General features: G+C 71.7%; 22 protein-coding genes. 18 read left to right on the plus strand and 4 right to left on the minus strand.

Going from position 1 to position 26,352, the window contains the following annotated elements:
* The first annotated feature begins 7 nt into the window (after positions 1-7).
* Complete coding sequence (locus AB0L89_RS16205) at positions 8-3,976, plus strand: beta-ketoacyl synthase N-terminal-like domain-containing protein (RefSeq protein WP_365141077.1); 3,969 nt, start codon at positions 8-10, stop codon at positions 3,974-3,976.
* 68 nt (positions 3,977-4,044) lie between these two features.
* Here the strand turns inward: AB0L89_RS16205 and AB0L89_RS16210 are convergent, their stop codons facing one another.
* Positions 4,045-4,293: a hypothetical protein gene (locus AB0L89_RS16210; RefSeq protein ID WP_365140728.1), complete on the minus strand. Its 249-nt coding sequence runs from the start codon at positions 4,291-4,293 to the stop codon at positions 4,045-4,047.
* 461 nt (positions 4,294-4,754) lie between these two features.
* Here AB0L89_RS16210 and AB0L89_RS16215 point away from each other — a divergent pair, with 461 nt between their 5' ends.
* The 5 genes from AB0L89_RS16215 to htpG all read left to right on the plus strand — a co-directional run bounded on the left by AB0L89_RS16215 (position 4,755) and on the right by htpG (position 12,198).
* Complete coding sequence (locus AB0L89_RS16215; RefSeq protein WP_365140731.1) at positions 4,755-5,555, plus strand: ABC transporter ATP-binding protein; 801 nt, start codon at positions 4,755-4,757, stop codon at positions 5,553-5,555.
* The gene (locus AB0L89_RS16220) at positions 5,555-8,068 is read left to right on the plus strand and encodes an FtsX-like permease family protein (RefSeq protein WP_365140734.1); all 2,514 of its coding nucleotides are present in this window, start codon (positions 5,555-5,557) and stop codon (positions 8,066-8,068) included. Before AB0L89_RS16215 ends, AB0L89_RS16220 begins: the two co-directional genes overlap by 1 nt.
* 110 nt (positions 8,069-8,178) lie before the next feature.
* A complete protein-coding gene (locus AB0L89_RS16225; RefSeq protein WP_365140737.1) occupies positions 8,179-9,477 on the plus strand; it encodes a sensor domain-containing protein in 1,299 nt (432 codons plus the stop codon).
* Positions 9,441-10,085 (plus strand): response regulator transcription factor, encoded by a 645-nt coding sequence (locus AB0L89_RS16230; protein ID WP_365140740.1) that lies wholly within the window; start codon positions 9,441-9,443, stop codon positions 10,083-10,085. Before AB0L89_RS16225 ends, AB0L89_RS16230 begins: the two co-directional genes overlap by 37 nt.
* 154 nt (positions 10,086-10,239) lie before the next feature.
* Entirely contained in the window at positions 10,240-12,198 is a 1,959-nt protein-coding gene (htpG, locus tag AB0L89_RS16235; protein WP_365140743.1) for a molecular chaperone HtpG, read from the plus strand.
* A 43-nt stretch (positions 12,199-12,241) separates the two neighbouring features.
* Here the strand turns inward: htpG and AB0L89_RS16240 are convergent, their stop codons facing one another.
* A complete protein-coding gene (locus AB0L89_RS16240; protein ID WP_365140746.1) occupies positions 12,242-12,682 on the minus strand; it encodes a glutaredoxin domain-containing protein in 441 nt (146 codons plus the stop codon).
* Positions 12,683-12,811: 129 nt separating this feature from the next.
* On the opposite strand from AB0L89_RS16240, the gene AB0L89_RS16245 reads away from it, so the two are divergent.
* The 7 genes from AB0L89_RS16245 to AB0L89_RS16275 all read left to right on the plus strand — a co-directional run bounded on the left by AB0L89_RS16245 (position 12,812) and on the right by AB0L89_RS16275 (position 19,721).
* The gene (locus tag AB0L89_RS16245) at positions 12,812-13,948 is read left to right on the plus strand and encodes an LLM class flavin-dependent oxidoreductase (RefSeq protein ID WP_365140749.1); all 1,137 of its coding nucleotides are present in this window, start codon (positions 12,812-12,814) and stop codon (positions 13,946-13,948) included.
* A complete protein-coding gene (locus tag AB0L89_RS16250) occupies positions 13,948-14,982 on the plus strand; it encodes an alpha/beta hydrolase (protein WP_365140752.1) in 1,035 nt (344 codons plus the stop codon). The genes AB0L89_RS16245 and AB0L89_RS16250 overlap by 1 nt, the downstream gene beginning before the upstream one ends.
* Positions 14,983-15,063: 81 nt before the next feature.
* On the plus strand, positions 15,064-16,467 hold the full coding sequence (locus AB0L89_RS16255; protein WP_365140755.1) for a DUF6421 family protein: 1,404 nt from the start codon (positions 15,064-15,066) through the stop codon (positions 16,465-16,467).
* A 26-nt stretch (positions 16,468-16,493) separates the two neighbouring features.
* A complete protein-coding gene (locus tag AB0L89_RS16260; RefSeq protein WP_365140758.1) occupies positions 16,494-17,234 on the plus strand; it encodes an SDR family NAD(P)-dependent oxidoreductase in 741 nt (246 codons plus the stop codon).
* 20 nt (positions 17,235-17,254) lie between these two features.
* Positions 17,255-18,325, plus strand: coding sequence for a low specificity L-threonine aldolase (locus tag AB0L89_RS16265; protein WP_365141080.1), 1,071 nt, complete (start codon positions 17,255-17,257; stop codon positions 18,323-18,325).
* 89 nt (positions 18,326-18,414) lie between these two features.
* Positions 18,415-19,008: a transglutaminase domain-containing protein gene (locus AB0L89_RS16270; protein WP_365140761.1), complete on the plus strand. Its 594-nt coding sequence runs from the start codon at positions 18,415-18,417 to the stop codon at positions 19,006-19,008.
* A 26-nt stretch (positions 19,009-19,034) separates the two neighbouring features.
* Positions 19,035-19,721: a phenylalanine--tRNA ligase beta subunit-related protein gene (locus AB0L89_RS16275; RefSeq protein WP_365140764.1), complete on the plus strand. Its 687-nt coding sequence runs from the start codon at positions 19,035-19,037 to the stop codon at positions 19,719-19,721.
* Positions 19,722-19,747: 26 nt separating this feature from the next.
* Here the strand turns inward: AB0L89_RS16275 and AB0L89_RS16280 are convergent, their stop codons facing one another.
* On the minus strand, positions 19,748-20,476 hold the full coding sequence (locus tag AB0L89_RS16280; protein WP_365140767.1) for a lysophospholipid acyltransferase family protein: 729 nt from the start codon (positions 20,474-20,476) through the stop codon (positions 19,748-19,750).
* Positions 20,477-20,714: 238 nt separating this feature from the next.
* Between AB0L89_RS16280 and AB0L89_RS16285 the strand changes: the two genes are divergently transcribed.
* From AB0L89_RS16285 to AB0L89_RS16300, 4 genes are all read left to right on the plus strand, one after another.
* A complete protein-coding gene (locus AB0L89_RS16285; RefSeq protein WP_365140770.1) occupies positions 20,715-21,089 on the plus strand; it encodes a thioredoxin family protein in 375 nt (124 codons plus the stop codon).
* Between the two features lie 186 nt (positions 21,090-21,275).
* Positions 21,276-21,785, plus strand: a complete 510-nt coding sequence (locus AB0L89_RS16290; protein WP_365140773.1) for a flavin reductase family protein — start codon at positions 21,276-21,278, stop codon at positions 21,783-21,785.
* A gap of 232 nt (positions 21,786-22,017) precedes the next feature.
* Positions 22,018-22,803 carry an electron transfer flavoprotein subunit beta/FixA family protein gene (locus tag AB0L89_RS16295; protein WP_365140776.1) on the plus strand — a complete coding sequence of 262 codons (786 nt, stop codon included), beginning with the start codon at positions 22,018-22,020 and terminating at the stop codon, positions 22,801-22,803.
* A gap of 58 nt (positions 22,804-22,861) precedes the next feature.
* A complete protein-coding gene (locus AB0L89_RS16300) occupies positions 22,862-23,824 on the plus strand; it encodes an electron transfer flavoprotein subunit alpha/FixB family protein (protein WP_365140779.1) in 963 nt (320 codons plus the stop codon).
* Positions 23,825-23,884: 60 nt separating this feature from the next.
* On the opposite strand, the gene AB0L89_RS16305 is transcribed toward AB0L89_RS16300, so the two are convergent.
* Positions 23,885-24,784 (minus strand): endonuclease/exonuclease/phosphatase family protein, encoded by a 900-nt coding sequence (locus AB0L89_RS16305; protein WP_365140782.1) that lies wholly within the window; start codon positions 24,782-24,784, stop codon positions 23,885-23,887.
* Positions 24,785-25,027: 243 nt separating this feature from the next.
* On the opposite strand from AB0L89_RS16305, the gene AB0L89_RS16310 reads away from it, so the two are divergent.
* A complete protein-coding gene (locus AB0L89_RS16310; RefSeq protein ID WP_365140785.1) occupies positions 25,028-26,320 on the plus strand; it encodes an aldolase/citrate lyase family protein in 1,293 nt (430 codons plus the stop codon).
* Positions 26,321-26,352: the final 32 nt, after the last annotated feature.

The following is a 26,352-nucleotide window of genomic DNA, read 5'->3' on the forward strand; positions in this document are numbered from 1 at the left end:
CAGCGCCGTGTCAGGAAGCACCGCGGACCGAAGTGCCGCGTCCGGGGGCCAGGACGCCCGAATGGTCGAGGCGCTGCGCGCCTCGCTCAAGGAGATCGACCGGCTGCGGGAGCGCACCCGCGCCCTGACCGCGACGGCGCGCGAACCGATCGCGATCGTCGGCATGGCGTGCCGCTATCCGGGCGGCGTCCGCTCGCCGCAGGAACTGTGGGAGCTGGTCGCGCGCGGCGGGGACGGCGTCGGCGCGTTCCCCGACGACCGCGGCTGGGACCCGGACCTCTACGACCCGGAGCCCGGCAAGGCGGGCCGCTCCTACACCCGCGAGGGCGGATTCCTGCACGACGCGGGCGACTTCGACGCCGCCTTCTTCGGCATCAGCCCGCGCGAGGCGCCCCTGATGGACCCTCAGCAGCGGCTGCTGCTCGAAGGGTCCTGGGAGGCGCTGGAGAGCGCGGGCATCGACCCGGAGTCCCTGCGCGGCAGCCGCACCGGTGTGTTCGCGGGGCTGATGTACCACGACTACTTCGGCAGCTTCGGCTCCGGGAGCATCGTCTCGGGCCGCGTCGCCTACACCCTCGGCCTGGAGGGCCCGACCCTCACCGTCGACACCGCCTGCTCCTCGTCGCTGGTCACCCTGCACCTCGCGGCCCAGTCGCTGCGCCAGGGCGAGTCGACGCTCGCCCTGGCCGGGGGAGTGACGGTGATGGCCTCGCCCGGCACCTACGTGGAGTTCAGCAGGCAGGGCGCCCTCTCGCCGGACGGCCGGTGCCGGGCCTTCGCCGAGGACGCGAACGGCACGGGGTTCGCCGAAGGTCTCGGCGTCCTCGTCCTGGAGCGCCTCTCGGACGCGCGGCGCAACGGCCACGAGGTGCTCGCCGTGATCCGCGGCTCGGCCGTCAACTCCGACGGCGCCTCCAACGGGCTGACCGCGCCCAACGGCCCGTCCCAACAGCGCGTCATCCGGGCGGCGTTGACCGCCGCGCGGCTCTCGGGCGCGGACGTGGACCTGGTCGAGGCGCACGGCACCGGCACCACCCTCGGCGACCCCATCGAGGCCCAGGCGCTGCTCGCCACCTACGGCAGCGAGCGCCCGGCGGACGCCCCGCTCTGGCTCGGCTCCGTCAAGTCCAACATCGGGCACACGCAGGCCGCCGCCGGTGTCGCGGGCGTCATCAAGACGGTCATGGCGATGCGCCACGGAGTGCTGCCCGCGACCCTGCACGCGGGCGAACCGTCCACGAAGGTCGACTGGTCGTCCGGAACCGTACGCCTCCTGACCGACTCCCGCCCCTGGCCGAGCGCGGACCACCCGCGCCGCGCGGGCATCTCCTCGTTCGGCATCAGCGGCACGAACGCCCACGTGATCGTGGAGGAGGCCCCCGCGGACGCGTCGGAGTCGCCCGAGGACGCGCCGGAGCGGCCCGAGGAGGCGGCGGACCGGACGATCGAGCCACGGAAGGCCGTGCCCGTCCTGCTCTGGCCCCTGTCCGCCCGCTCCCCGCAGGCGCTGCCCGCGCAGGCCGAGCGGTTGCGCGCCTTCGTCGAGGCGAGGCCCGGTCTCGATCCCGCCGTCGTGGCACGGGAGTTGGGAGTGCGTCGCGCGGCCTTCGGGCACCGCGCCGCCGTCACCGGTGCCGACCGCGCACAACTCCTGGACGGCCTGCGCGCGCTCGCCGCCGGGGACGCCTCACCGGCCGTCGTCACCGGCCGGGCCCGCACCGGGACCCGTACCGCGTTCCTCTTCACCGGACAGGGCGCCCAACGGCTCGGCATGGGTCTCGAACTGCGCGCGCACCACCCGGTCTTCGCTGAGGCCTTTGACGCGATCGACGCCGAACTCGGCCTGAACCTGACGGCGTTGCTGTCCGGGGACGACCCGGACGCGGTGCATCGGACGCAGTACGCCCAGACCGGCCTGTTCGCCTTCGAGGTGGCGCTGTTCCGGCTCCTGGAGTCGTGGGGCATACGTCCCGACCAGCTCGCGGGACACTCCGTCGGCGAACTCGCGGCGGCACATGTCGCGGGCGTGCTCGATCTGCCGGACGCCTGCGCGCTGGTCGCCGCCCGCGGCCGTCTCATGCAGGCGTTGCCGCAGGGCGGGGCGATGGTGGCACTGCAGGCGAGCGAGGAGGACGTACGTCCGTTCCTGGGCGATCGTGTCGGTCTCGCCGCGGTGAACGGGCCGCGTTCGGTGGTGGTGTCGGGCGAGGCGGATGCGGTCGAGGAGGTGGCGGCGCGGTTCGAGAAGAGCAAGCGGCTGTCGGTCTCGCACGCGTTCCACTCGCCGTTGATGGACCCCATGCTCGACGAGTTCCGTGCCGTCGCCGAGGGCCTGACGTTCCACGAGCCGGTCATTCCGCTGGTGTCCACGCTCACGGGGGCGGTGGCGGAGTCCGCTCTCGTACGCGATCCCGCGTACTGGGTACGTCACGTGCGCGGCACCGTCCGCTTCGCCGACGCCGTCCGCACCCTCACCGGAGCCGGCGTCGGCCGCTTCGTGGAGCTCGGCCCCGATGCCGTACTGACCGGCATGGCCCGCGACTGTGTCGACGCGGACGGGGGCACGGCGACGTTCACCGCCCTCGGGCGGCGGCAGGGCGCCGAGACCGCCACCCTGCTGACCGGCCTCGCCCGGCTCCACACCGACGGGCTGTCGCCGGACTGGCGCGAGCTCTTCCCCGGCACGGACCGCACGGAGCTGCCCACGTACGCGTTCCAGCGCCGCCGTCACTGGCTGAACGCCGACGTCGCCCTCACCCCGGGCCAGGCCGTCACGGCATCGGCGCCCGCGCCGGAGCCCGTCGTCGACGAGCCGTCCGGCGCGGCAGCGGAGCCGCTCGCCGCCCGCCTCGCCGGCCTCTCGGCCACGGAGCAGGAAGCCCTGCTCACCGACGTGGTGCGGGCCCAGGCCGCCGCCGTCCTCGGCCACGAGGGGCCCGAGGCCGTCGAGCCCGACGCCGCCTTCCTGGAGGTCGGCATGGACTCGGTGTCCGCGGCCGAACTGCGCGCCGCCCTGGAAGGCGCCCTCGGCCTGCGCCTGGGAGCCGCCGCCGTCTTCGACCACCGCACGCCGCTCGCCCTCGCCGCGCATGTGCGCGAGGAGCTGGCGCACGGCGGCCGGGCCGGGGCGCCGGACGGAGGTCCCGACCCCGAGTCGATCGGCGGGCTGCTGCGCCGCGCGGCGGGCGAGGGGAGGATGGCCAAGGGCATCGAACTGCTGAAGACCGTGGCCGACATCCTGCCGGGCTTCGCCACCCTGGAGGAACTGGGCGAGGTGCCCGCGCCGGTCCGCCTCGCCACCGGCGACGCCTCGCCCCGGCTGATCTGTCTGCCCTCGCCGATGGCGCTGGGCGGTGCCCACCAGTACGCGCGGTTCGCCGCCCGCTTCCGGGGCCGCCGCGACGTCCTCGTGCCCGCCGTCCCCGGCTTCCTGCCGGGCGAGCCGCTGCCCCGCACGGTGGAGGCGGCGGTCGACGTGGTCGTCGAGGGCATCCGAGCGGCCTCGGCCGACGGGCGGCCCTTCGTCCTCCTCGGCTACTCCTCCGGGGGCCAGTTCGCCCACGCCGCGGCCGAGGTCCTGGAGAAGGCCGGCACCCCGGCCGCCGGACTCGCCCTGCTGGACACCTACTTGCCCGGCGACGACGGCAAGGACGAGCTGTGGCGGCAGATGTTCGACGGCATGCTGGCCCGTGAGTCGTCCCTGGGCGGATTCTCCACGGCCCGTCTCGCCGCGATGAGCCGCTACAGCGACCTCATCGGCGACTGCATGCCCGGCGTGCTCAGCGCCCCGGTGCTGTTCGTGCGGCCCGAGGAGTCGTTCGCCTCGGGGGCCGGAACGGGGGACTGGCGTGCCGCCTGGGCCGGGGACCACGTCCTCGCCGAGGTGCCGGGCACCCACTTCACGATCCTGGAGGACGCCGCCGACACCACCGCGGGCGCGGTGGAGGAATGGCTCGTCGGCGGCGGCGCCGGCTGAGCGGACCGCAGGGTGAGGAGAATGTCCCGTGGGGCGCCGCACAATGGCACAGGCGCCCCACGGGACATTCATCCGGTGGCGGAACGAAAATGCGCCAGCCATGCGTCGACGTCACAGCGAATTCCGGCCGGATCGACCTCCAATTGACCGGCGATTTCCAGCGATGCCTGCTCCGGATCCCAATTCACGCGCCGCAGGGCAAGCCACATCATCGTGCCCGTCGGGCCGCACCGGTGTCTCTTTCCGGTGTGCGGCGAGATGAGTTCGAGGAATCCGTCGGGCAGCACCCGGGGAACCGCGTTCGGCTCATTCCCCATGGTGACGCGACCCTTCCCACCTGCCCCGTGCGCCCTCAACTCCCCTGCGTATGGCCCGACTTGTAAGTGGCGCGCAGGAACTTCGCTGCTCCGCGAGTGGTCTGATCCCGCGTCCGCCGTGCCCCCGGTCAATTGCTGCGGCCATGTGGGCGACCTCTTCAGGCCTCATATTGTGCGTTCCCCTCCGCGTCGTGCTCGATGGCCCGACGCTACCCGCCGGAAAGGCGTTCGAAAATGGCCCTGACAATACTTCTTGGGGTGGTGCCAGCCGTCGTATGCGGCGGAAGTTTTCTCCCCCTTGACAGCCCCTTCGGCGGCGACTCGGCACCTTCCTCCGGCGGCTGGGTAGAGAAAGTTCTACCTCGGATCCACCTGCTAAGGCCAATGTGCCGACGCACCGTCCACTTCTAACGTTGATCTCGACACCGCGCCGCAGCGCGACTCATTTCCGGGGAGCCCGAGTGCACACAACAGACAACACCCGACAGGCACAGGCCGTACGGCTGGACGCCGTCTCGAAGATCTACGGCCGTGGGGACAACGAGGTGGCTGCGCTCAGGGACTTCACCATGAGCTTCGCCTCCGGCACCTTCACTGCCGTGATGGGCCCGTCAGGTTCGGGCAAGAGCACCTTCCTGCACTGCGCCGCGGGTCTGGTCCAGCCCACCTCCGGCACCGTCACCGTCGGCGGCACCGACCTCGCGGGTCTGGACGACGTCCGGCTGACCAGGATGCGGCGCGACCGCATCGGCTTCATCTTCCAGTCGTTCAACCTGCTGCCCTCGCTGACCGTGCGGCAGAACATCCTGCTGCCGCTGCAGCTGGCCGGCGCCCGACCCGACAAGGCCCTCGTCCAGAACGTGGTGCGGCGCGTGGGCCTCGCCGAACGCCTCGACCACCTGCCGAGCCAGCTCTCCGGCGGCCAGCAGCAGCGCGTCGCCATCGCCCGCGCCCTGGTCACCCGCCCCGCCGTCGTCTTCGCCGACGAGCCCACCGGCGCCCTGGACACCCGCACCGCCGCGGCCGTCCTCGCCCTGCTGCGCGAGTCGGTCACCCACGCGGGCCAGACCCTGGTGATGGTCACGCACGACCCGGTCGCCGCCTCCTACGCCGACCGCGTCGTCTTCCTCGCCGACGGCACGTTCGTCGGCGAGCTGCACCGGCCGACCGCCGACGCCGTCGCCGCCCGCATGACGCGGCTCGGCGCCTGGGAGGACGAGTCCCAGCAGCCCGCCCCGACCGCGGCCGGGGGACAGTACTGATGTGGTCCCTCGCCTTTCGCACCCTGAAGTTCCGCAGGACCAGCTTCATCGCCACGTTCCTCGCCATGTTCCTCGGCGCCGCGATCGTCATCGGCTGCGGCGGCCTCATGGAGACCGGCGCCCGCATGGAGGCCGACCCGCAGCGCTTCGACCGCGCCGCGGTCGTCGTCACCGGGCAGCAGTCCTATGACGGCACCGCCCTGACGGAACGTCACCACATCGACCAGGGCCTGGTGACGAAGGTCGCCGCCGTCGACGGCGTACGCAAGGCCGTCGGCGACGTCTCCTTCCCCGCCGCGGTCCTCAAGGACGGCAAGCCCGTCACCGGTGAGTCGGAGTCCTACGGCCACGGCTGGTCCGGGGCCCAGCTCACCCCCTACACCCTCGCCGCCGGTGAGTCCCCCGCCGCCGGCGGCGAGATCGTCCTCGACCAGCGGCTCGCCGACCGCCTCGGCGCGAAGCCGGGCGCCGAGGTCGAGGTCGCGGTACGGGGCACGACCCAGAAGTTCCGCGTCAGCGGCGTCGCCGCCCAGCGCGGCGACCACAACCCCGACGCGGCCGTGTTCTTCACCGACGAGGAGGCCCGCACGCTGGCCGGCGCCGGCGGCCGGATCGACAACATCGGCGTCATCGCCGCCCCCGGCACGGACGAGGCCGCCCTCGCCGCCGCGGTGAGGTCCGCGGTCGGCGACCGCGTCGACGTCCTCAGCGGCGAGCGGCGCGGCCTGGCCGAACTGCCCGGCACCCTCTCCAGCCAGCGCACCATCGTCATCCTCGCGGCCATCTTCGGCAGCTCCGTCGTCCTCATCGTGATGTTCGGCGTCGCCTCCACGCTCGGCCTCTCGCTCCAGCAGCGGGCCCGGGAGATGGCGCTGCTGCGCGCGGTCGGCGCCACCTCCCGGCAGCTGCGCCGCATGATCCTGTGCGAGACCGCCGTCCTGTCGGTCGCCTCGGTGGCCCTCGCCCTCGCGCCCGGATACGCCGTCGGCAAGCTGCTGTTCGGCGTCCTCAGCGACAGCGGCGTGGTGTCCGACGCGATCGTCTACCGCGCGGGCTGGCTGCCCATGGCCGTCGGAGCCGTCACCACCGTCGTCGCCGCGGCCCTCGCCACCCGGTTCGCGGGCCGCCGCGCCGCCCGCACCGAGCCGGTCGCCGCCCTCGCCGAATCCACCGTGGGCACCACCTGGTTCAGCGTCCCGAGGCTGCTGCTCGCCCTGTTCTTCATCGCCAACGGCATCGGCCTCGCCGTGGCCACCGCCACCGTCATGGAGGACGGCCCGACCCTCGCCAGCACCGCGGGACCCGCCTCCGTGCTCTTCTGCATCGGTCTCGCGCTGCTCGCCCCCGGCATCACCAAGGCCATGATCGCGCTGCTGCGCCTGCCGGTACGCGCCCTGTCCGGCCTGCCCGGCGCCCTCGCGCTGCGCAACGCCACCACGGCCAACGTCCGCATGGCGGGCGCCATCGCCCCGATCGTCCTGCTCATCGGCATCGCGACCGGCACGCTCTACATGCAGTCCACCGAGGACGACGTCTCGGCCCGCTCGTACACCGCGAACATCCTCGCCGACTACGTCCTTGACTCCACCACCGGCGGCTTCGCCCCCGACGTCGTCGACACCGTCCGCACCACCGCCGGGGTGGCCGGCGCCTCCGAACTCGTCACCAGCCGCGGCTTCGTGGACGCCCCCGACGGCCGAGCCGACCTCGACCTGCGCGGAGTCAGCGCCGACGGCGTGGCCAAGACCCTCGACCTGCGCACCACCGTCGGCAGCCTCTCCGGCCTCAAGGGCGACACCGTGGCCCTCTCGGAGAAGAAGGCCGACGAGTTCGGCGTGCGGGTCGGCGACCGGCTGCCCATGCACCTCGGCGACGGCTTCCGCACCCGCCCCACCGTCGTCGCGCTCTTCGAGGACAACCCCAAGCAGCAGTACCTGGTCCTGCCCGCCAGCACCCTCGCCCCGCACACCACCGACGGCCTGCCGCACCAGATCCTGGTCACGGCCGCGGCCGGCGCCGAGGGCCTGCACGCCCGCCTCGCCGACGTGGCGGGCAGGGTGCCCGGCACCGAACTCGACGACAGCTCCTCGCTCGCCGGACGCAACAACCAGATCCAGCAGATCCTCGTCTCCGCCAACTACACGATCGTCGCGATGATCGTGGGCTACGCGGCCATCACCGTCGTCAACACCCTGGTGGCGGTGACCCGCAAGCGGCGCGCGGAGTTCGGCCTGCAGCGGCTGACCGGCGCGACCCGCGCCCAGGTGCTCGGCATGCTCGGCGTCGAGGGGGCCCTGATCGCCGTCATCGCCACCGTGCTCGGCACCGCGGCCTCCGCGACGACCATCGTCCCGTACAGCCTCGTCAAGAACGACTCGCTCCTGCCCTCCGGTTCGATCGGCATCTACCTCGCCATCGTCGGCGGATCCCTGCTGCTGGTCTTCGGCGCCACCCTGCTGCCCTCGTGGCGCGGCATGCGCGAGCCGGCGGTGGACACCGTGAAGGCCGCGTGAGCCTTCCCCGAGCCGGGCGGTCCCTGCCATCCCCCGGGCAGGGGCCGCCCTTTCATGTCCCGTACACCACAGCTTTCCCTGTACACCGCACGCGATGGGAGCATGACGGCATGACATCCGTGCCCGTCCCGTGGCGCGCCCTGGCCCGCCGCGCCGCGTCCGACACGGCGGTCGGCGCGCTGATCGCCGTCGGCATGACGGCGTCGCTCGCGCTGTTCCTGACGACGACGTACTTCGTGATCCTCTGCCTCATCGGCATCGGCTTCGTCGCCCTGCCCTACCTCACGCGGGCGATCCGTCGGCTGACCGGCCTGACCCGCGCCGCCGCCGCCCGCTCGGGAGTACCGATCGAGGCGCCGTACCAGCCGGAACCGCAGGAGGTCGAGAAGGACATCGTCGGCTGGATGCGCCGCTGCAAGTGGATCCTCACCGACCCCGCCACCTGGCGCGACCTGCTGTGGCTGCTCCTGAACACCGCCGGCGCGCTCGTCGGGTTCCTGCCGGCCGCGGTCCTCTACTACGCGGGCGAGGGCCTCGCCCTCGCGTGCGGCCTGTGGCGGCCCCTCGCGGCGGACGGCGACGGCCGCATGTACGCCCTCGTCGTCATCGACTCCTGGCCCGCGGCGCTGGTGGCCGGGGCGATCGCGGTGGGCCTGCTCGGCGCCTGGCTGTTCGTCGGACCGGTGGTGCTCAAGGGCTACGCGTACTTCTGCCGCTTCCTGCTCGGCCCCACCGAACGGACCCGGCTGGCCTCCCGGGTGCGCCACCTGGCCGAGACCCGCTCCGGCGCCCTGGACACCCAGGCCGCCGAACTGCGCCGCATCGAACGCGACCTGCACGACGGCGCGCAGGCCAGGCTCGTGGGCCTCGGCCTCAAACTCGGCGCCGTGGACCGGAAGATGGGCCACGACATCGACGAGGCACGGCGGCTGCTGCGCGAGGCCCGCGCGTCCTCCGTGCTCGCCCTGACCGAACTGCGCGACCTGGTCCGCGGCATCCACCCGCCGGTCCTCGCCGAGCGCGGCCTCGCCGACGCGGTGCGGGCCCTGGGCATCGCGAGCCCGCTGCCCGTCACGGTCGACGCGGACCTGCCCGTGGCGCTGCCCCCGCCCGTCGAGTCCGCCGTCTACTTCTCCGTGTCGGAGCTGCTGACCAACGCGCTCAAGCACGCCGAAGCGGAACACGTCGAGATCACCGCCCGGTACACGGACGGCGTGCTGTACGCGCAGGTCATCGACGACGGCAAGGGGGGCGCCTGCGGCTCGGCCGGGAGCGGACTGGAGGGGATCCGCCGACGCCTGGCAACCTTTGACGGGACGTTGGAGATCGACAGTCCCTCCGGCGGACCCACCGTGACGAAAATGGAGATACCGTGCGCGTTGTCCTCGCGGAAGACCTCTTCCTCCTGAGGCAGGGGCTCATCCAGCTTCTGGAGGATTACGACTTCGAAGTGGCCGCGGCCGTCGACAACGGCGAGGACCTGGCCGCAGCGATCACCGAACACCAGCCCGACATCGCCGTCGTGGACGTACGGTTACCCCCGACGTTCACGACCGAAGGCCTCCAGGCGGCCCTCAAGGCCCGCAGGGAGCGCCCCGGCCTGCCCATCCTCGTCCTGTCCCAGCACGTGGAGCAGATGTACGCCCGCGAGCTCCTCGCGGACGGCACCGGCGGCATCGGCTATCTCCTCAAGGACAGCGTCTTCGACGACGAGCAGTTCATCGGCGCCGTGCGCCGCGTCGCCGACGGCGGGACCGCCATGGACCCCGCGGTCGTCGCCCAGCTCATGACCAGCCACTCCCGCGACGAACCGCTCGCCACCCTCACCGCCCGCGAGCGCACCGTCCTGGAACTGATGGCCGAGGGCTGCTCCAACACCGCCATCGCGCAACGCCTCTGCGTCAGCGAGGGCGCCGCCGCCAAGCACATCTCCAACATCTTCGTGAAGCTGATGCTCCCGCCGTCCGGCGACAGCAACCGGCGCGTACTCGCGGTCCTCGCCTATCTGAACGCCTGACGGCCCCCGCGGGCCACCCGCGCCGGTGACGGCCCCGCCCCCGGCGCGGGCAGCTGCCGTGAACGCTTGTGTGGGCCATTCCCGATGTGTCAGATTTCGGTGGCATGCGCGTGCGCACGCCGTGTGACCAGAAGGTTTGACCAGAAGGGACGCAATGAGCACCGAGACGCTGGAGTTTCAGGCCGAGGCACGGCAACTCCTGCAGCTGATGGTCCACTCGATCTACTCGAACAAGGACATCTTCCTGCGTGAACTGATCTCCAATGCCTCTGACGCGCTGGACAAGCGGCGCCTCGCCGGGCTGCAGGACGACAGCCTCCGGGCCGACGACCTCCACATCGACGTCGAGGCCGACGGCGAGGCCCGCACGCTGACCGTGCGGGACAACGGCATCGGCATGTCGCGCGAGGACGTGGTGGGCCTCATCGGCACCATCGCCCGGTCCGGCACGGCCGAGACCCTGCGCCGCCTGAAGGAGAACAAGGAAGCGGCCGAGCTGATCGGCCAGTTCGGCGTCGGCTTCTACTCCGTCTTCATGGTCGCCGACAAGGTCACCCTGCTCACGCGCAAGGCCGGCGAGGAGTCCGGGGTGCGCTGGGAGTCCGACGGCGGCGGCACCTACACCATCGAGACGGTCGAGGACGCGCCGGAGGGCACCTCGGTCACCGTCCACCTGCGCCCCACGGACGAGGAGGACGCGCTCTTCGACTACGCCGACGACCGCAAGATCCGGGAGATCGTCAAGCGGTACTCGGACTTCATCTCCTTCCCCATCCGGTTCGGCGACGAGACCCTCAACTCGATGAAGGCGCTCTGGGCGCGCCCGCGTTCGGAGGTCAAGGACGAGGAGTACCGCGAGTTCTACCGGCACATCAGCCACGACTGGACGGACCCGCTCGACGTCATCCAGATGCGGGCGGAGGGCACCTTCGAGTACGAGGCGCTGCTCTTCCTGCCGGCGCGCGCCCCGCACGACCTGTTCCAGCGCGACGCCCGGCACGGCATCCAGCTGTACGTGAAGCGCGTGTTCATCATGGACGACAGCCGCGAACTGCTCCCGGACTACCTCCGCTTCGTCAAGGGAGTCGTGGACGCCGCCGACCTGTCGCTGAACATCTCCCGCGAGATCCTCCAGCAGGACCGGCACATCCAGCTGATCCGCCGCCGCCTCGCGAAGAAGGTCCTTTCGACCATCAAGGACCTGATGAAGAAGGACGCGGACAAGTACCGCACGTTCTGGCGCGAGTTCGGTGCCGCCGTCAAGGAGGGGCTGCTCGGCGGGCCCGAGGACCAGAAGGCGATCCTCGACATCGCGTCCTTCGCCTCGACCGCCGGTGACGAGCCCACCACCCTGGCCGACTACGTCTCCCGCATGAAGGACGGCCAGGACAAGATCTACTTCATGACCGGCGAGAGCCGCGCGCAGGTCGAGAACTCCCCGCACCTGGAGGCCTTCAAGGCCAAGGAGTACGAGGTCCTGCTGCTCACCGACCCGGTGGACGAGATCTGGGTCGAGGCGGTGCCGGAGCACGACGGCAAGGGGTTCCAGTCCATCGCGCGGGGCGCGGTCGACCTGCCCTCCCAGGAGGAGCCGTCGCAGGAGGAGTCCGGTGCGTACGCGCCGCTGCTGACCTGGCTCACCAAGACGCTCGACGACGTGAAGGACGTGCGTCTGACGACCCGTCTGACCAGCTCGCCCGCGTGCCTCGTCAGTGACGCCGAGGGCCTCACGCCGACGCTGGAGAAGATGTACAAGGCGATGGGCCAGAACGTCCCGTCGGTCCAGCGCATCCTCGAACTGAACCCGCAGCACCCGCTGGTGAGCGGCCTGAAGGCGGCGCACGAGCGGTACGCCGCGACCGCGATTACGGAGCCGGACGCGAAGACGGAAACGGACGCGGCCCCCGAATCCGGGGCGGCCCCCGACTCCGAGGCGGCCGCCGGCTCCGGGGCGGTCCCGGATGCCCGCCCGGCCTCCGACTCCGAGGCGGCGGCGCTGACCGAGACGGCCGAGCTCCTGTACGGCACCGCCCTGCTGGCCGAGGGCGGCGACCTGTCCGACCCGGCCCGCTTCGCCAAGCTCCTCGCGGACCGCCTGGCCAGGACGGTCTGACCGGTGCACCGCGCCCCGCGAGGTCGCGGGGCGCGGTGCGGGATCACGCGGAACGGGAGAGCTGTGCGCGCACCCACCCCGGATCGGGGTTGGTGTGCGCCCGGCCCGCCACGACGACCGTCGGCACGGTCTCGTTGCCGTCGTTGACCGCCCTCACCTCCGCGGCTCCCTCCGGGTCGCGCCAGATGTCGACCCAGTGCAACCGCCGGGCGGCGCCACGGCCGAGGCGGACGCGCAGCCGCAAGCAGTACGCGCAGCCCGGACGCCAGTACACGACCGGCCTGCCGTCGGCCGCGCTGCGCCGTTGTGCCTCCCGCGCGCCGATCGACCGGGGAAAGACCAGGGGCGAGTTCACGCCCGCGAGCACCAGGAACGCGGCCGACAGCGCCGCGGCGGCGCCGGGGTTCCCCATGAGGGCCAGCCCGGTCGCGAGGGCCGCACCGCAGCACACGAGCAGTACCGGAAGCATCCATATGCGCGTCATGGTGACGCAGGCTATCGCTGACACGAACCACCCCCTCGGAGACTCTTGCTTGTTCGCGGTATGACGACTAGTCATATGGTGAATCGAAACAAGGGCCATGCCGCATCGGCACCTATCCCGGGAGGGCACGTGAAGTTCTCCGTCATCTTCGAAGCCCAGCTCGCCGACCCGACCGTCGAGCGTGAGCACCAAGTGATCCGCGACAGCGTCGAACAGGCCGTGTTCGCCGAGGAGATGGGGTTCGACCGCGTCTGGGCGGTCGAGCACCACTCCCTCAAGTGGTACGCGCACATGAGCGCGCCGGAGATCTTCCTGACCTGGGTCGCCGCGCGGACCAGCACCATCCGGATCGGGCACGGCGTGGTCTGCATGCCGTTCCGCTTCAACCACCCGGCACGCGTGGCCGAGCGCGCCGCCATGCTCGACCTCCTCTCCGGCGGCCGGCTCGACCTCGGCGCGGGCCGGGGCGGCACGGCGCAGGAGACGTCGCTGTGCGGGGTCGACAAGGAACGGACGACCCAAGAGGTCGAGGAGGCGCTCCAGATCATCGGGAAGGCCTGGGAGAAGGAGGAGCTGGAGCACCACGGCGCGCTCCTGGACATCGACCCGCACCCGATCCTGCCGCGCCCGCGGCAGACCCCGCACCCGCCGCTCTTCCTCGCGTGCAGCAGGACCGAGACGCTGACCCAGGCGGCCGAACTGGGCATCGGCGCCCTGGTGATGGGGTTCGCGGGGCCCGAGTCGATCGCCGAGATGCGCCGGGCGTACGACGCCGCCGTCGCCGCCCGCACCGACGCCCGCTTCGTGTCGAGCGTCGTCAACGACCACTTCTCCGTGCTGTGTCCGACCATCGTGCTCGACGACCGGGAGACCGCGCGGCGCGTCGGCATCCGCGGACAGCGGTTCTTCGCGCAGTCCATCGGCCACTGGTACGGCGGCGCCGGCATCCCCGACGAGGCGGTCGTCGAGGGCAGCGACGAGGCCGCCGAGATGCGCAAGGCCGCCGAGCAGGTCGTCGCGCGGCTGCACGAGCACCACATCCCGGTGCGCCCCACCTCGACGGCCACGTTCAACGCCGACCACGCGTACGGCACGGCGGACGACGCCATCGCCTATGTGGAGCGGCTGCGCGACGCCGGGGCCGACGAGATCATGTGCCTCATCCAGATGGGCACCGTCCCGCAGGAGGCCTGCATGGAGACCCTGCGGCAGTGGGGCGAGAAGGTCATCCCGTACTTCCGCGCCCAGGAAGCGGGCACCGCCTGATGCCGGCCGACCCCGCCCGGGCGACGCCGGCCGCGCCGCCCTCCGCCCCGGATCGCCTGGCCCCCGCCGCCCGCCCCCTCGTGGACGCCCTCGCCGCCGCCTTCCCCGACCTCGGCGGCACCGTCACCGACGCCGTCGAGGCCCGCCGCATCCTCGCCGCCGCGCCCGCCGCCCCCAAGGCGCCGCCCGCCGTCGCCACGGTGGAGGACCGCACCGTTCCCGGCCCGCCGGGCGCCCCCGGGATTCCCGTACGCCTCTACGTCCCGGAACGGGAAGCCGAGGGGCCACGGCCCACCGTCGTCTTCTTCCACGGCGGCGGCTACACCCTCTGCGGCCTCGACTCCCACGACGCCACGGCCCGCCGCCTGGCCGTCGCGTCAGGGGCGACCGTGGTCTCCGTCGCCTACCGCCTCGCCCCCGAGCACCGCTTCCCCGCCGCCGTCGACGACGCGTACGCGGCGCTGTGCTGGGCCGCGGCGGAGTGCGCGTCCCTCGGGGGCGAACCGGCCGCCCTGGTCACCGCGGGGGACAGCAGCGGCGGCGGGCTCGCCACCGCCGTGGCCCTGCGAGCGAGGGACGAGCGGGGCCCGGCCGTCGCGTTGCAGGTGCTCGTCTATCCCGTGCTCGACGCAGCCCAGGACACGCCCTCGTATCGCGAGAACGCGGAGGGCCACTTCCTGACCGCCGCGCACATGCGCTGGTTCTGGCGGCAGTACCTCGGCCCCGACGGCGACGGCACGCACCCCCTGGCCTCGCCGCTGCGGGCGGCCGACCTCGCCGGGCTGCCGCCCGCGCTCCTGGTCACCGCGGGCTGCGACCCCCTGCGCGACGAGGGCCTCGCCTACACGGAGCGACTGCGGGCCGCCGGTGTGGACGTCGCCCTCCACCACCACCCGCGCATGTTCCACGGTTTCCTGGGGTTCCCCGACCTGCTGCCCGAAGCGGCGAAGGCGATGGCAGAAGTGGCGTATGCGGTTGCCTCAGCGGGTAAGCGCAGGAAAAACAGCGGTACGGAAGGGGGTCGCACAGGATAATTTCCCGAGACCCCCCTTGTCGCGGAGAACCTCGCATGCATACGGTGTTCATACGCGAGGTTCTCCCGTGGAGGATGGGTTATGACGGAAATTCTTGTGCAGTCGGGTACGGAGGGTGCGGTTCCTTCCGCTGATGGGCGGGTGGTGGACCACCCGGCGTGGCCGGTGCTCAAGGACGCCGTCGAAGAGATCCGGCCCTGGCAGTCCGCGGACGGTTCGATCGACTTCGAGGCGGACGGCGCCCCGGCGAAGGCCGTCGTCGAGCTCACGGTGGACCGCGTGATCTCCGCGGTCGACCAGCTCGCCCCGCTCCTGCCGCACGACGCGGCGTACCACCAGGCGCTCGTCGCCGACCTGCGCCGCTGGGCCGAGGACGGCTTCCGGGTGCCGGACTTCCTCGACTCGCTGCTCGCCTTCCAGCCCGCGGCGCACCGCGAGGACGGCCTGCAGCACCTGGTCGTCTTCCCGATGTACACGCAGAACGGCAACCCGGACCGCAATCTGGAGGCGGTCGTCCTGCGCATGGTCTGGCCCGACTGGCTGGCCGATCTCGAGCGCACGCGCTACGACAACCCGCTGTTCTGCGGCATCACCTTCGAGGACTTCACCGCCGGGTACGACACGAACTCGGCCGTCCTGTTCCCCGAGACGATCGCCGTGCGCGAGGCCCCGGAGCGCTTTTCCTGGGGCGGCATCTTCTGCGACCGCGAGGCGGCCCGGTTCCGCCGCGTCACCGAGGCCGCCGTGGACCTCCTCGGGCTCGAACTGCCCGACGACATCCGCGCGATGGTCGGCGACCAGGACCGCTGCCAGCAGGCGTTCGTCCTGTGGGACATGGTCCACGACCGCACCCACAGCCACGGCGACCTGCCCTTCGACCCCTTCATGATCAAGCAGCGCCAGCCGTTCTGGATGTACGGCCTCGAAGAGCTGCGCTGTGACCTCACCGCCTTCAAGGAGGCCGTGAAGCTGGAGGCCGAGGGCGTCCCGCAGGCGCGCGACGTGCAGTACGCCGTCCTCTTCGACCGCATGTTCCGCTTCCCGGTCACCGGCGACCGCGTCAAGAACTACGACGGGCTCGGCGGCCAGCTCCTCTTCGCGTACCTGCACAAGCACGACGTGGTCCGCTGGACCGACAACAAGCTCACCATCGACTGGGAGCGCGCCCCGCAGATCACCAACCAGCTCTGCGGCGAGATCGAGGAGCTCTACCGCGCCGGCATCGACCGTCCCAAGCTGGTCCACTGGTTCGCCGCGTACGACCTGGTCTCCGGCTATCTCGCCCCGCACCCCGGGTCGCGCTGGGCCAAGGGCCCGGACGCCCTGGACACCTCGCTCCCGCCGCGCAAACTCGTCGACGAGGTGCTTCCCGACGAGTTTCCGCTCAGCATGTTCTATGAGGCGCTCTCCAAGAAGCTGAAGCACGTGATCGCCTCCACCAAGGGGATCACCGCTGCCGCGAGCGCCGAGCAGGTCGCCGCGTGAGCGGCCGCCAGGAGGAGGCGAGGACCATGTCCGCACTGGATGGAGCCGTCATCGCGGTGGCCGGGGCCGCCGGACCCGCGGGCCGCGCCACGCTGCTCAGGCTCGCCGAGGCGGGCGCCACCGTCGTGGCGTCGGACGCCGACGCGGCGCGCCTCGCGGAGGCCGTCGACGCCGCGCGGTACGCGCACGGCGGGGCCACGGTCACGGGCGACACGGTCGACCTGCTCGATCTCGACGCCACCCGTGCGTGGGCCTCGCGCACGGAGAAGGAGTTCGGCCGGATCGACGGCCTGGTCCACCTCGTCGGCGGCTGGCGCGGCAGCTCCAGTTTCGCCGAGACGGACCTCGCCGACTGGGACCTGCTCGAAAAGCTCCTGATCCGCACCGTGCAGCACACCTCCCTCGCCTTCGAGGACGGTCTGCGCCGCAGCGGCAACGGCCGCTATCTGCTGATCAGCGCGGCGGGCGCGTCGAAGCCGACCGCGGGCAACGCGGCGTACTCGGCCTCCAAGGCGGCGGCCGAGGCCTGGACGCTCGCGCTGGCCGACGCCTTCCGCAAGGCGGGGGGCGAGGACGGCCCGAGCGCGGCGGCTGCCATCCTGGTGGTCAAGGCGCTGGTGCACGACGCGATGCGCGCGGAGCGGCCCAACGCGAAGTTCGCGGGCTTCACGGACGTCAAGGATCTGGCCGAGGCCATCGCGGGCGTCTGGGAGCGGCCCGCCGGGGAAGTGAACGGAAACCGCCTGTGGCTGACCGAGAAGCCGTGACCGCCCGCGACAAGGAAGCGGTGAACCCGCCGAAGACCGACGCCAGACGTCACCACGACCCGGATGTGCGCGGCTTCGCGAGCGACAACTACGCGGGCGCGCACCCGGAGGTGATGGCCGCCCTGGCCCTCGCCAACGGCGGCCACCAGATCGCGTACGGCGAGGACGACTACACGGCCAACCTCCAGCGGGTGATCCGTGGTCACTTCGGCGCCACCGCCGAGGCGTTCCCGGTGTTCAACGGCACGGGCGCCAACGTCGTCGCGCTCCAGGCGGTCGCCGACCGCTGGGGCGCGGTGATCTGCGCCGAGTCCGCGCACATCAACGTGGACGAGGGCGGCGCCCCCGAGCGCATGGCCGGCCTCAAGCTGCTCACGGTGCCCACGCCCGACGGCAAGCTCACCCCCGAGCTGATCGACAAGCAGGCGTTCGGCTGGGACGACGAGCACCGCGCGATGCCGCAGGTCGTCTCGATCGCGCAGAACACCGAACTGGGCACGCTCTACACGCCCGACGAGATCCGCGCGATCTGCGACCACGCCCACCAGCTCGGCATGAAGGTGCACCTCGACGGCTCGCGCATAGCCAACGCCGCCGCGGCGCTCGACGTCCCGATGCGGACGTTCACGAACGCGGTCGGCGTCGACATCCTGTCGCTGGGCGGCACGAAGAACGGCGCGCTGTTCGGCGAGGCCGTCGTGGTCATCAACCAGGACGCCGTGCGCCACATGAAGCACCTGCGCAAGATGTCCATGCAGCTCGCCTCCAAGATGCGTTTCGTCTCGGTGCAGTTGGAGGCGCTGCTCGCCAAGGACCTCTGGCTGCGCAACGCCCGGCACGCCAACGAGATGGCCCAGCGCCTCGCGGAGGGCGTCCGCTCCGTGCACGGCGTGGAGATCCTCTACCCGGTGCAGGCCAACGCCGTCTTCGCGCGGCTGCCGCACGACGTGAGCGAGCGCCTGCAGAAGCGCTACCGCTTCTACTTCTGGGACGAGGCGGCGGGCGACGTCCGCTGGATGTGCGCGTTCGACACCCGTGAGGAGGACGTCGACGGGTTCCTCGCGGCGCTCAAGGAGGAGATGGCGCGCTGACGGCCCGCACCGGAGCCAGTGCCGCATAGATATACGGCCGACCGTAAAGTCATTGACTCGCGGTCGGTCGTATTCCTATGCTCCCGGCCATGCAGCTGATCCAGGAAAACCCAGACCTGTCCGCGTACTTGGCCGCCGACGAGGTCATCGATCATCACCATCCGCTCGTACGCGAGACCGCCGCGCGCCTCGCGGGGAAGGCCGCGGATTCATACGTATACGCGCAGTCCGCCTATGAGTTCGTGCGCGACACCATTCCGCACTCCGCCGACAGCGGCGACATGCGCGTCACCTGGCGGGCCTCCGACGTCCTTGCGCAGGGCACCGGCATCTGCCACGCCAAGGCCCACGCGCTCGCCGCCCTGCTGCGGGCCGAGGACATCCCGACCGCGCTCTGCTATCAGCGGCTGACCCATGACGCCGGGACCGGGCACTGTCTCCATGGGCTCGTCGCGGTGCGTTTCCGGGGCGGTTGGCACCGGCAGGACTGCCGCGGGAACAAGCCGGGCGTCGACGCCCAGTTCTCGCTGGAGGGTGAGCGGCTGGCCTGGGTGCCGGATCCGGAGTCCAATGAGGTGGACTATCCAGTACTCTTCGCTGTACCGCATGCGGCGGTCCTGGACGTCATGAAGGACTCCCCGGACCGGCCGTACCTGTGGGAGAACCTTCCCGACACGCTCTGAGAAGCGCCGACGCAGCAAGGCAGACGATGACCCTCACGCTCACCGTGTCCGACGACGTGCGCGCCCTCGCGCCCGGCTTCACCCATGTCGCCGTCGAGGCGCACGGACTCGTCAACGGCCCCAGCACCGACGCCACGTCGGAGCTGCTCGACGACGCGGCCCGCAGGCTGGCCGCACGCCTGGACGGGCGGGCTCCGCACGAGGACCCGCACATGGTCGCCTGGCGCGCCGTCTACACGGCGTTCGGGGCCAAGCCCTCGCGCACCCGCAACTCCGCCGAGGCCCTCGCCAGGCGGGCTCTCGCCGACGGTGGCCTGCCGCGCATCAACGCCCTCGTCGACGTCTACAACGCGATCAGCGTGGCGCATCTGATCCCGGTCGGCGGCGAGGACCTGGACCTGATCAAGGGCGGCATGCGCCTGGTGCGGGCGAGCGGGGACGAGGACTTCGTGACCGCCGCGGCGGGGGAGCGGGTCGTCGAGCACCCCGAGCCCGGTGAGGTCGTCTGGTGCGACGACGAGGGCGTCACCTGCCGCCGCTGGAACTGGCGCCAGGGCCCGCGCACCCGCCTCACGGAGGAGTCCGTGAACGCGGTCTTCCTGCTGGAGGGCATGGGCCCGGACGCGGGGCTGGAGGCCGCGGGCGCCGAGCTCGCCGAACTCCTGGAGAAGTTCAGCCCCGGCGCGCGGATCACCGTCCGCGCGCCGGAGTAGTCACACGGGCCGTCCGGAGCGGGAGCTCAGCTCGCCTCGGCGGCCTTGACCTCGGCGGGGGTCGGCGCCGTGCCGCCGAGGTGCGCCGGCATCCACCAGGTGTCGTCCGGACCCTTGGGGCGTACCGGATAGGCGCGCTGCGCGGCCTCCAGGAGCTCCTGGCAGCGCTCGCGCAGTCGCCGGGTGATCGCGCCCGCGAACTGGTCCTGGGGCGCTTCCACCGGCTCGCCGACGCGGATCGTGATCGGCAGGTGGCTGCGCTTGAAGTTGCGCGGGTGCCCCTTGGTCCACAGCCGCTGGGTGCCCCACAGGGCGACCGGGACGAGCGGTACGCCGGCCTCCTGGGCCAGGCGCGCGGCGCCCGACTTGAACGACTTCAGCGTGAAGGACTGCGAGATCGTCGCCTCGGGGAAGACGCCGACGACCTCACCGGAGCGCAGCGAGTCCAGGGCGTGCGCGTAGGCCGCCTCGCCCTGCTTGCGGTCGACGGGGATGTGCTTCATCCCGCGCATGAGCGGACCGGAGATCTTGTGGCGGAACACCGACTCCTTCGCCATGAAGCGCACCAGACGCTTCTGCGGGAGGGCGGCGAGACCGTCGAAGATGAAGTCCAGGTAGCTGATGTGGTTGCTGACCAGGACCGCGCCACCGACGCGGGGGATGTTCTCCGACCCTTTGCAGTCGATCTTCAGGTCCCATGCCTTGAACAGGGTTTTCGCGGCACCGATGACCGGACGGTAGACAAGCTCTGCCATGGGTGGGGAGGGCCCTTCGTTTCTGCCTGGGGAGGGGGCTCCCGGCGGGAAAGTTACGCAGCCGTAGGTTTTCGGCGTTGCGCAGATCGTGCCCCATGAACGGACGACTGGCCACCCTTGGTGCCGCCGATCCGGGAGATTCTCGTCACGTCGGAATCTTTACGGGCGTATGAGCGCTGTACTGGGGAGCGAACGGAAGACGGCGTCGGGGCGGGAGGCACAGGTGCGAGGACGCGAGATGGGGGGACGCGACGCAGGGCGGCCGCTCGGCGCGGCGGACATCGGCGCGCCGCTGGGGGAGCGGGCCACGGTCGTGCAGTTCTCCAGCGCCTTCTGCCAGCCCTGCCGCGCCACCCGCAGAGTTCTCGCCGACGTGGCCGCGATGGTGCCCGGCGTGGCCCACGTGGAGATCGACGCCGAGGAGCGCCTGGCTCTCGTACGCGAACTGCGCGTCCTCAAGACGCCCACGGTGCTCGTCCTGGACGCCCGGGGGCGCCAGGTGCGCCGGGCCGCCGGACAGCCCCGCAGGGCCGATGTGATCGCCGCTCTGGGGCAGGCCGTGGAGCCGGTCGCCGCGCAGGTCACGGCGGACGGCGCGGGGGTGCGGCAGTGACGCATCTTTCATCTGGCGGAATCGACTTGACTGCACATGCCATCTGTCGCGAGCCTGCTGCCATGCCTCGCGATCTCCTTCTGTACGAGCGCGTCCATGTGGACCTCGCCCGCCACGCGAGCGCGCGCTGTCCGCACTGCTGAGCACCGACGACCTCGCTCGCACCTCCGGCAGAAGGACAACTCCATGACGGCATCGCCCGCCCTCGGCACTCCCCGGCTCACCACCCCCGACCTGCTGCGCTCGGTCTTCCGCCGACATGCCGCGGGGGTCGCCGTGATCACCGCCGCGCAGGGCTCACGCCCCGTCGGCTTCACCGCCACCTCGCTCACCTCGGTCTCCGCCGAACCCCCGATGATCTCGTTCGGCATCGGCACCGGCGCCTCCAGCTGGCCCGCGATCTCCGAGGCGGACCACGTCGGCGTGCACATACTCGGCGAGCACCAGCAGGACCTCGCCGCCACGTTCGCGCGCAGCGGCGCCGACCGCTTCGGCGCGCCCACCCGCTGGCGCGAGGGGCCCGAGGGGGTGCCCGTGCTCGACGGCGCGCTGGCCTGGCTGGTCTGCCGGATCGTGGCGCGCGTGCCCGCGGGCGACCACCGTCTGGTGCTCGCGGAGGTCGTCGACGGCGACCCGGCGGGCGAGGGGCGCCCGCTTCTGTACCACCAAGGTCGCTTCAACGCTCTGCGCGACTGAGAGTTCCCGGAGCGCGGCACCGCCGCCCGATTACGGAGCGTTGGGAAGGTCACAGTTCAAAGCGCTTGCTCAGGGGGAATGAACTGGGTGTACTCATGAGTAATATTTCGGTCGGAGCGCGGGCCGCCCCGACCGGGATCCGCCGCTTCAGGCGCCTATGCTGCCTGCAAGAAGGCAGTGGCCATGAGCCAAGGCAGCAGCCCAGTAAAGACGATGCAGTAGGAGAGCCGGCGTGAGCTTGAGGATCGTTGTCTGTGTGAAGTACGTGCCCGACGCCACCGGCGACCGGCACTTCGCCGATGACCTGACCGTCGACCGCGACGACGTCGACGGCCTCCTTTCGGAACTCGACGAGTACGCGGTCGAGCAGGCGCTGCAGATCGCCGACGAGGCGGACGACGCGGAGATCACCGTGCTGACCGTCGGCCCCGAGGACGCCAAGGACGCGCTGCGCAAGGCGCTGTCCATGGGCGCCGACAAGGCCGTCCACGTCGAGGACGACGACCTGCACGGCACCGACGTGATGGGCACCTCGCTGGTGCTCGCCAAGGCCATCGAGAAGACCGGTTACGACCTGGTCATCGCCGGTATGGCGTCCACCGACGGCACCATGGGCGTGCTGCCGGCGATCCTCGCGGAGCGTCTCGGCGTCCCGCAGGTCACGCTGCTCTCCGAGGTCTCCGTCGACGGCGGCGTCGTCAAGGGCCGCCGTGACGGCGACACCGCCAGCGAGCAGCTGGAGGCGTCCCTGCCGGCCGTCGTCTCCGTGACGGACCAGTCGGGCGAGGCCCGCTACCCGTCCTTCAAGGGCATCATGGCCGCCAAGAAGAAGCCGGTGGAGTCGCTCGACCTGGACGACCTGGACATCGACGCCGAGGAAGTCGGCCTCGAGGGTGCCTGGACCAAGGTCGACTCCGCCGCCGAGCGTCCGGCCCGCACGGCCGGCACGATCGTCAAGGACGAGGGCGAGGGCGGCAAGCAGCTCGCCGAGTTCCTCGCGGGCCAGAAGTTCATCTGAGCTTCAGTCACCCCTCAACCGCCCCAACTTCTTCGTAATCGCAGGAGATTGAAGTCCCATGGCTGAAGTTCTCGTCTACGTCGACCACGTGGACGGCGCCGTCCGCAAGCCCACCCTGGAGCTGCTTACGCTGGCCCGCCGCATCGGCGAGCCCGTCGCCGTCGCCCTCGGTGCCGGCGCCGAGGCCACCGCCGCCACGCTCGCCGAGCACGGTGCGGTCAAGGTCCTCACCGCGGACGCCCCCGAGTTCGCCGACTACCTCGTCGTGCCGAAGGTGGACGGCCTCCAGGCCGCGTACGACGCCGTATCCCCGGCCGCCGTGCTCGTCCCGTCCTCCGCCGAGGGCAAGGAGATCGCGGCCCGTCTCGCGGTCCGCATCAAGTCCGGCATCATCACGGACGCCGTCGACCTCGAGGCCGGCGACGAGGGCCCGGTGGCCACGCAGTCCGCGTTCGCCGCCTCCTTCACCACCAAGTCCCGTGTCTCCAACGGCACCCCGGTCATCACGGTCAAGCCGAACTCGGCCGCCGTGGAGGCCGCCCCGGCCGCGGGCGCCGTCGAGGCCCTCGCCGTCACCTTCTCGGAGAAGGCCACCGGCACCAAGGTCGTCGCCCGCACCCCGCGCGAGTCGACGGGCCGCCCCGAGCTGACCGAGGCCGCGATCGTGGTCTCCGGCGGCCGCGGCGTCAACGGCGCCGAGAACTTCTCGATCATCGAGAACCTCGCCGACTCGCTCGGTGCCGCCGTCGGCGCCTCGCGTGCCGCGGTCGACGCCGGCTGGTACCCGCACTCCAACCAGGTGGGCCAGACCGGCAAGTCGGTCTCCCCGCAGCTGTACATCGCGTCCGGTATCTCCGGTGCGATCCAGCACCGCGCCGGCATGCAGACCTCGAAGACGATCGTCGCCATCAACAAGGACGCCGAGGCCCCGATCTTCGACCTGGTCGACTACGGCGTGGTCGGCGACCTCTTCGAGGTCGTCCCGCAGCTCACCGAAGAGGTCAAGTCCCGCAAGGGCTGAGCCCGTCGATCGCCGAAGGCCCCCGTTCCCGCGCGCCGCGGGGCCGGGGGCCTTCGCGCGTCACGGCGTCAGGCTCGCCTGCACCGGCAGGTGGTCGCTCGGGAACTGCCCGTCCAGCGAGAACGTGTTGATCGACGCCTCGTGGACCTGTGTCCCCCGGCTCGCCAGGATCCAGTCGATGCGGTCGCCGTCCGGGGTGAGGGGCTTGTACCCGTGGAAGGTGGCGTACGCCTTGCCGCGCCGGTCCGCCGCGTCCCAGGTGTCGACGAGCCCGGCGCCCAGGAGCGTCTCGTACACCGGGTTCTTGTGCGCGGCCACGTTGAAGTCGCCCGTCACGATCACCGGCAGGGAGGCGTCGAGGCGGCCGATCCGCTCGACGATCAGACGCGCGGCACGCGCGCGTGCGTTCTGCGAGGCGTTGTCGAGGTGGGTGTTGAGGACGTACAGCTCACGGTCGGTGCGCAGGTCGTGGAAGCGGACCCAGGTGACCATGCGGATCGAGCCGCCGCCCCAGGTGTTGGACCCGATGACGTCGGGGGTGTCCGAGAGCCAGAAGTGGTCGTACGCGACCGGGGCGAGCCTGCGGGTGTCGTAGTAGACCGTCATGAACTCGTCGCGGCTGCCGCCCGCGCGTCCCGTGCCGAGCCAGTCGTAGTGCGGGCCGAGGTCGGCCGCGATGTCCCGCACCTGCTGGTAGAGGCCCTCCTGGGTGCCGATGACGTGCGGCCTGGCGCGGCGCAGCAGCTCCCGGGTCACCGGGCGGCGCTCGGGCCAGCTGTTGGGCGGGGTGGCGCTCGCGTACCGGAGGTTGAACGACATGACCTCCAGGCGGCGGCCCGGTCGCTCCACGGCGTGCGCCGGACCGGCGGACAGCGCCGTGCTGAACAGGGGCAGGGCGGCGGCCGCTGCGAACACGGTCCGCAGTCCGGAACGGCGTGTGACACGGGAGTCGGTCGGCACACGGTCTCCTTCGGTTCGGGGCGCGCGGCCAGGATGGGGTGCGCGCGCACGCGTGCGGAAGCAGGATCTGAGACAGCGCGAGAAGAATGCGGGACACGCGTGAACTCCCGAGGTCGAGGACGGGTCCAGGACGCGAGAGGGTGTTGACCAGCACGAAGGTCACGGATAACTTCGCTATACGGATTGTTGATTCCGTGAAGCGGAAATGCCGGGCGCGGCACCGAGCGTGTGGAGGATGCAGGAATGGGTCAGCAAGAGAAGGTGGCAACGAGCCTCGCCGGCGCGGTCAGCGAGGGCATCAGCGCTTCCCTCGCCCCGGTGGACGCGGAGCTGGAGCGCCGCTATCCCGGAGACCCAGGCACCCGCCAGCCCGTCCACACGGTCTACGTCCCCGGTGAGCGGTTCGACGCCGACTCGATCCGCACCTGGGGCGACGAGGCCCTCGCGATGCTCGACGAGCACGCCCCGGACGCCGCGTCCTTCGCGTCCGTCCTCGGCCTGGGCGACGACCTCGCCGAGGCCGTCTACACGCGCGTGCGCGGCAAGCTGGAGCGCGAGCCCGTCGAGGACCTGCGCATCGACTTCGAGGACGGCTACAAGGGCGCCGACGAGGACCAGGACGCCGCCCGCGCGGCCCGTCTGGTCGCCGAGGCGTACAAGAACGGCACCGCCGCCCCGTACATGGGCATCCGCATGAAGTGCATGGAGGAAGCGGTACGCGACCGCGGCATCCGCACCCTCGACATCTTCCTCTCCGGCCTCATGGAGGCGGGCGGTCTTCCCGACGGCCTCGTCCTGACGCTGCCCAAGGTGACCTACCCCGAGCAGGTCACCGCCATGGTGCGGCTCCTGGAGGAGTTCGAGAAGGCGCGCGGCCTCGAGCCGGGCCGGATCGGCTTCGAGATCCAGATCGAGACCAGCCAGTCCATCCTCGCCACCGACGGCACCGCCGCCGTCGCCCGGATGATCCAGGCCGCCGAGGGCCGCGCCACCGGCCTGCACTACGGCACCTTCGACTACAGCGCCTGCCTCGGCGTCAGCGCCGCCTACCAGGCCAGCGACCACCCGGCCGCCGACCACGCCAAGGCCGTCATGCAGGTCGCCGCCGCAGGCACCGGGGTCCGCGTCTCCGACGGCTCCACCAACGTCCTGCCCGTCGGCTCCACCGCGAAGGTCCACGACGCCTGGCGGCTGCACTACGGCCTGACCCGCCGCGCCCTGGCCCGCGCCTACTACCAGGGCTGGGACATGCACCCCGGCCACATCCCCACCCGCTACGCCGCCGTGTTCGCGTTCTACCGCGAGGGCTTCGAGGCCGCCGCCGCGCGCCTGGCCGCCTATGCCGGTCACCACGAGGGCGGCGACGTGGCCGACGAGCCCGCCACCGCCAAGGCACTCGCCGGCTACCTGCTGCGCGGCCTGGACTGCGGCGCCCTCGACGCCGGCGAGGTGACCCGCCTCACCGGCCTGACCCTGGCCCGCCTCCAGGGCTTCGCCGGACCGCGCCGCGGCGACCTCACGGCGTCCGGAAAGTAGGGATCCGGCACTCTACGGTGCCAGGCGAGTAA

The sequence above is a fragment of the Streptomyces sp. NPDC052114 genome (genome assembly GCF_040680155.1).
GTDB lineage: Bacteria > Actinomycetota > Actinomycetes > Streptomycetales > Streptomycetaceae > Streptomyces.